Annotated in this window: 7 protein-coding genes; 3 read left to right on the top strand and 4 right to left on the bottom strand. The window is 63.1% G+C overall.

The genetic code is table 11. The features are described 5' to 3' along the window. Positions 1–194: 194 nt before the first annotated feature. Entirely contained in the window at positions 195–821 is a 627-nt protein-coding gene (locus ACSW29_RS31190) for a dihydrofolate reductase family protein (protein WP_448279025.1), read from the bottom strand. 142 nt (positions 822–963) lie between these two features. Beyond that, positions 964–2,556 carry an adenylate/guanylate cyclase domain-containing protein gene (locus tag ACSW29_RS31185; RefSeq protein WP_448279024.1) on the bottom strand — a complete coding sequence of 531 codons (1,593 nt, stop codon included), beginning with the start codon at positions 2,554–2,556 and terminating at the stop codon, positions 964–966. Positions 2,557–2,598: 42 nt separating this feature from the next. Here ACSW29_RS31185 and nucS point away from each other — a divergent pair, with 42 nt between their 5' ends. Together nucS and ACSW29_RS31175 are read left to right on the top strand one after the other, a co-directional pair. Further along, positions 2,599–3,273, top strand: a complete 675-nt coding sequence (nucS, locus tag ACSW29_RS31180) for an endonuclease NucS (protein ID WP_064444085.1) — start codon at positions 2,599–2,601, stop codon at positions 3,271–3,273. Positions 3,274–3,292: 19 nt separating this feature from the next. After that, complete coding sequence (locus ACSW29_RS31175; RefSeq protein ID WP_230817989.1) at positions 3,293–3,637, top strand: ATP/GTP-binding protein; 345 nt, start codon at positions 3,293–3,295, stop codon at positions 3,635–3,637. A 7-nt stretch (positions 3,638–3,644) separates the two neighbouring features. Here ACSW29_RS31175 and ACSW29_RS31170 read toward each other — a convergent pair whose 3' ends face one another. After that, positions 3,645–4,688, bottom strand: a complete 1,044-nt coding sequence (locus ACSW29_RS31170) for a hypothetical protein (RefSeq protein ID WP_448279023.1) — start codon at positions 4,686–4,688, stop codon at positions 3,645–3,647. Positions 4,689–4,728: 40 nt separating this feature from the next. Further along, entirely contained in the window at positions 4,729–5,202 is a 474-nt protein-coding gene (mce, locus tag ACSW29_RS31165; RefSeq protein WP_070385161.1) for a methylmalonyl-CoA epimerase, read from the bottom strand. Between the two features lie 107 nt (positions 5,203–5,309). On the opposite strand from mce, the gene ACSW29_RS31160 reads away from it, so the two are divergent. Then, positions 5,310–5,639, top strand: a 330-nt coding sequence (locus tag ACSW29_RS31160; protein ID WP_448279022.1) for a thiolase family protein, incomplete at its 3' end; no start/stop codon positions are given.

Raw genomic sequence — 5,639 nt, 5'->3', positions numbered from 1 at the left:
AATGTAGAGAAGCCCCCCAACCAGCGATGGTTGGGGGGCTTTCTCGTACCCACAACACCCCCCCCAAAAAACGACCCGCCGCCGGCACCCCCACATCGAGCCAACGGCACTTCCGTCGCCTCAGACCGACCCAACGCACCGTTCGCACCATCAGGGCGGGCGCACGACTGAGGACGACCGGCGCTTTGCCCGGATTAGTCGATTCCGTCGGCGGTGGCTGTTGCGTACTTCGGCCGGCCGGTGGGCAGATACCTCTGAATCGTCACACCCTTTGGAGTGGCTCGCGATTCGGCCAGTTCGAGTGCGATGTCCGGTCCAGAGTCGGGGAAGAGTCGAGTGCCCTGGCCTAGGACTACCGGCACGATCAGCAGGATCATCTCGTCGACGAGATCGTTCGCGAGGAGCCAACGGCACAAGTTGCCGCTACCGTGCACCTGGAGCACACCGCCGGGTCTGGCTTTCAATTCGCCGATCGCTGTGGCGGTGTCACCGGTCAGGGCGGTCGTGTTCTTCCATTGCGGATCGGTGAGCGTCGTCGACGCAAGATACTTGGGCCGCGAATTCAATGCGCTTGCAATGGGGTTGACATCCGGATTCTCGAACGTGCCCCAGTACCCGGCGAATATCTCGTACGTGTGTCGGCCGAATAGGAAGGCGTCGGCGCGCTGATAAACCTGGACGAGGTAGGACATGGCTTCGGTGTCTACCAATGGCGCGGACCATCCGCCTCGCTCGAATCCACCGCGGCGGTCTTCGTCCGGCCCACCGAGTCCTTGCATCACTCCGTCGAGAGTGACGATGGTAAAGGTCGTGAGTTTCATAGTCGTACCCATCTCCCAGGCGTCGTCGGATTTCCGCTGTGCCGATATAGACCGTCGGGAAGCGGGAAAGTCATCGAGCGAACGTGGCGTTCGTCGCCTTGAATCGACCGAAAGTGCCGTTCGCTCGATCGGGGCTGGGAGTTCAGGGCTGAACGGGCACAGAGTCTGCCGGGCTGGTCTCGGATTCCAAGGCGTCGCACGGAATCGCGAGCTCGGTCTGTTCGAGGCGGCCACGAAGGGTGATGTTCTCGGTGATCGACCACTGGGCAGCTTCGGCGCTGTCAGCGGCGGCCACAGCCCTTCCTGATGCGGCGAGCTTACCCGGAACCGTCTTGGCGACCTCCGACAGTCGCGCTGCTTCGTTGACCGGATCACCGATGACGGTGTACTCGAATCTTTCTCGCGCACCGACGTTTCCGGCAACGGCAATACCCGCAGCGACGCCGATTCCCGCGCTCACTTCCGGAACTTCGGCACGCAGGCGCTGTTGAATCTTTCGGGCGGCGGCCAGTGCACTGCCGGCGTGATCGTCGAGTGTTGTCGGCGCTCCGAATATCGCCAGCGCTGCGTCGCCCTCGAACTTGTTGACGAATCCGCCGTGTGCATCTACCTCATCGACGATGACGTCGAAGAATCGGTTGAGTAGAGCGACCACCGCGGTAGGGGAGTTGGTGGCCGCGATGGTGGTCGAACCGATGACGTCAACGAAGAGAACGGCAACGTCACGTTCTTCACCGCCGAGTTCGGGGTTCCGTCGAACCGCGTTTGCGGCAACCTCGTGTCCGACGTGGCGCCCGAAGAGGTCGCGAATTCTCTCGCGCTCGCGTAGGCCCTCGGCCATGCGGTTGAAGCCGGTCTGCAGCAGTCCCAGTTCGGTCCCGTCGTACACGACGACGGACGCGGTGAGGTCGCCACGGGTGACTTGTTCCATGCCTCGTCGTACGGACCGGATGGGGGCCGCGGCCGATCGAATGTTGATGTACGTCAGCCCGAGTCCGACACACAGGGTGATCCCGCCGATGACGAGGATGGCGATTGCGAGGGCTTGCCACGAAGCAGGTCGGATGAAGCTGAAGACCGCTACGAGCATCAAGCCAGTGACGGGGACTCCGCTTCCGAGCAGCCAGACGAGGATCGTCCGGCCGGTCAGTCCGAGAACGGCAGCCTTGCGGGGTGCTCCGGATTCGAGTGCACGCGCAGCAATAGGGCGAAGGGCGAACTCGCTGAGCAGGTAGCAGAAAGCACAGGTGGTGATACCGCTGAAGGCCACGGTGAACAGAACTTTCGGAATGGTGTCGGGGTCGACGATTCCGTACATGGTCGTGAAGGTGATGAGCGCGGCCGTCCACAGGACAGCTTGCACTCGGGTCAGTCGCCACGGCCCACGCAACGCCGCGCGTTGATTCTGCTCGGTTGGCCGGTGATCCTCGGTGGCCCACCGGAGATCCCGCATGAGGCGTTTGGTGCCCCAGAGAAGTCCGATCAGAAAGACACACCCGATGAAGACGGGCACGGCGATAAAGTTGATCCACGCGAATTCGGGGTCGATGATCTCGGGTCCGGGAACCACGAATCCGACGAGCACTATCGCCAGCACCGCTCCGATCAGGTTGGTGACCAGGAGAGGGGCGGTCAGTAGTGCCTGGACGCGGATTCGGCGGCGCCTGGGGCTTTCGTCAGTGGATCCGAGCAGCCACGACCCCAGGGGCGCACTCGGGACACGGCTTCGCTGCATAGTGTGTCGAGAGTAGTCGTAATGATCGCTTAGGGTGGTCCGGTGCGCCTAGTTATTGCTCGTTGCCGTGTCGACTACGTGGGACGCCTGACATCCCACCTCCCTACCGCAAGACGACTGCTGTTGGTCAAGGCCGACGGCTCCGTCAGCATCCACGCCGATGATCGGGCGTACAAGCCGCTCAACTGGATGAGTCCGCCGTGCTGGTTGGTCGAGACCACCGGAGACGGCGACGACGTCCTGTGGGTCGTCACCAACAAGGCAGGCGAGGAACTTCGGATCACTCTCGAAGAGGTCGAGCACGATTCGTCGTATGAACTCGGTCTCGATCCGGGATTGATCAAGGACGGTGTCGAAGCGCATCTTCAAGAACTTCTGGCGGAGCATGTCGAGACGCTCGGCCCCGGCTACACGTTGGTGCGACGCGAGTACATGACGGCCATCGGGCCGGTCGACCTTCTGGTCCGCGACGCGGACGGTGCATCGGTGGCGGTGGAGATCAAGCGCCGCGGCGAGATCGACGGCGTCGAGCAGTTGACGCGCTATCTGGAATTGCTCAACCGCGATCCGCTGCTCGCGCCGGTTACGGGAGTTTTTGCAGCGCAACAGATCAAGCCGCAGGCGAAGACTTTGGCCAACGACCGTGGGATCCGCTGCCTGGTCCTGGACTATGAGGCTTTGCGCGGCACCGAAAGCACCGAGTTCCGACTCTTCTGACGCTGTTTAGACTCGAACCATGCCGCGCCGCAAACCTTCGCCGAAGCAAACCCGTCGAACGGATACTCGGCGTACTCAGAACTCCAGCGCTGAGCCGGCGTCACCTGGCGGTGTGTTGTTCGGCGGGGCTCTGGTCCGGGAGGAGCCAGGGCCGGGCGGTGAAATGTACATGGTGCGGCCGATACCCGGTTCCAACGCGACGAAGTTCTACCGGTGCCCCGGCTGTGATCACGACATCAGGCCGGGAGTCGCACACGTGGTGACCTGGCCTTCGGAACCGGGCGGCGCGAACGAGCGTCGGCACTGGCACACCGGATGCTGGTCAGGCCGCGGAACTCGCAGCCTGACCAGACGGTGGTCTTGAGAGTCGATCAGTTCCTGGACTGGGCTCGCTGCTCGACGGCGCGGGTGTCGATCTCGGCGGTGTTGGTCTCGTCCGAGTCCTCGAGTACGTCGTCTTCGTCGATACTTGGTTCTGAGTCGACCGGATCTGCGTCGGCTTTCTTGTCTTCGATCTCGAGATCTTCCTCGGCTTCGACGATGACCGGAGCGGGCGGTGAATCGAGGAGTTCGCTCTCCCGATTGACCGATGCGAGCATGGCCGGAACCGAATCGAGTTGTCCGCGAATTCCCAAGAGCTGAGCCAGGATTCGGCCACGGAGAACGCGCAGTTCTTCAGTCAGTTCTTTTGCGTGTGCGATCTTGCGCTCGGACTGATCGGTGGCGGCCTGCAGTCTGCGCTGAGCTTCGTGCGACGCATCGGCGAGTCGACGCTCGGCCTCTGCCTTGCTCGACGACTCCAATTCGTTGACGGCGGCGACGACCTTGGCGCGACGCTCGGACATCGAGATGTCGAAGTCTTCGCGGATCTGAGTGCGCTTGGCCTCGGACTCGGCAGCCAGTCGATCCCGCTCGGCCTGTGCAGCTTCGACGATCCGGGCGGCTTCGGTGCGGGCCTGCGCCATGGTCTGCTCGTGCATGGTTTCCATCGCGTTGCGACGGTCCTCGAGTTCGGCGATCAACGACTCGTAGTGTCCACGTAGACGGGCGCCGTCCTGTTCGGCGATGGAGGTCATCTCGGCTGCGTCGGCCTCGGCCTTTGCGCGCACCTCGGAGGCCTCGTCGGAGGCAAGGCGCAGCATGCGGCTGATGCGATCGCTCATGCCCTCCGCAGTGGTGGGCGGTACCGACAGGCGGTCGACGTCCTTGCGGAGGTCGTCGATGTCGTCGCGTGCATCGTCGAGCTGCTTGGCAAGGTCACGGGCCTGCGCAGCGGCAGCATCACGATCGGCTGCGGTAACGCGCAGCTCCGCGTCGAATCGCTCGAAGTAGTTACGTACCTCGTCGCGGTCGTATCCCTTCCGTGCGATCTGGAACGGAAGTTGGATCGAACCGCGGTCCTGCTCGTATGCCATGGCGACAATCTACCTGGCATACGAGCTGGAGTCGGGTCTGCTAGTGGCTCGCGTCGGGTTCGACCAGTTCCACCAGGACGCCCCCGGCGTCCTTCGGGTGAATGAAGTTGATGCGCGAGTTGGCCGTACCGCGTCGGGGAGCGTCGTACAGCAACCGAACACCGCGCTCGCGAAGCTCGGCGGAGATGGCGTCGATGTCGGTGACCCGGTAGGCGAGCTGCTGCAGTCCAGGGCCGCTTCGGTCGATGAACTTGGCGATGGTCGAGTTCTCGTCCAGAGGCGCGAGCAGCTGAACGGCAGTGGATCCGGCGGGGGAGCCGACGACGGAGAGCATGGCCTCACGCACGCCCTGCGATTCGTTGATTTCCTCGTGGGTCGACACCATGCCCAGGTGCTGCGTGTACCACGCGATCGCCACGTCGAGATCGGGCACCGCGATTCCGACGTGATCGATCGCGACGACGAGGTCGGACGACAAAGGTGCGAGTGCAGAACTGGGGGAGGTCTGTGTCATACCTTTCACGGTAGCGCTACCGTTTGAGGAGTACACGTCGGGATGTGACTTGGCTCTTAGGCCGCACGGAACCGACGACTATGTCTCTTTTGCAGCCGGAGGAAATCGTGACCAGTTCTGTGATTGTTGCGGGAGCTCGCACCCCGATGGGTCGACTCCTCGGATCGTTGAAAGACCTCTCCGGGTCCGACCTCGGCGGCATCGCCATCAAAGGCGCCCTCGACAAATCCGGAGTCGCACCCGAACAGGTCGACTACGTCATCATGGGACAGGTCCTCACCGCCGGCGCCGGCCAGATGCCCGCCCGCCAAGCCGCCGTCGCCGCCGGCATCCCCATGAACGTCCCCGCCCTGAGCATCAACAAAGTGTGCCTGTCCGGCATCGACGCCATCGCCCTCGCCGACCAACTCATCCGCGCCGGCGAATTCGACATCGTC

The organism is Rhodococcus sp. GB-02 (genome assembly GCF_053470465.1).
Note: the sequence above shows the minus strand (reverse complement) of the source record. Positions and strands in the feature narration are given on the sequence as shown.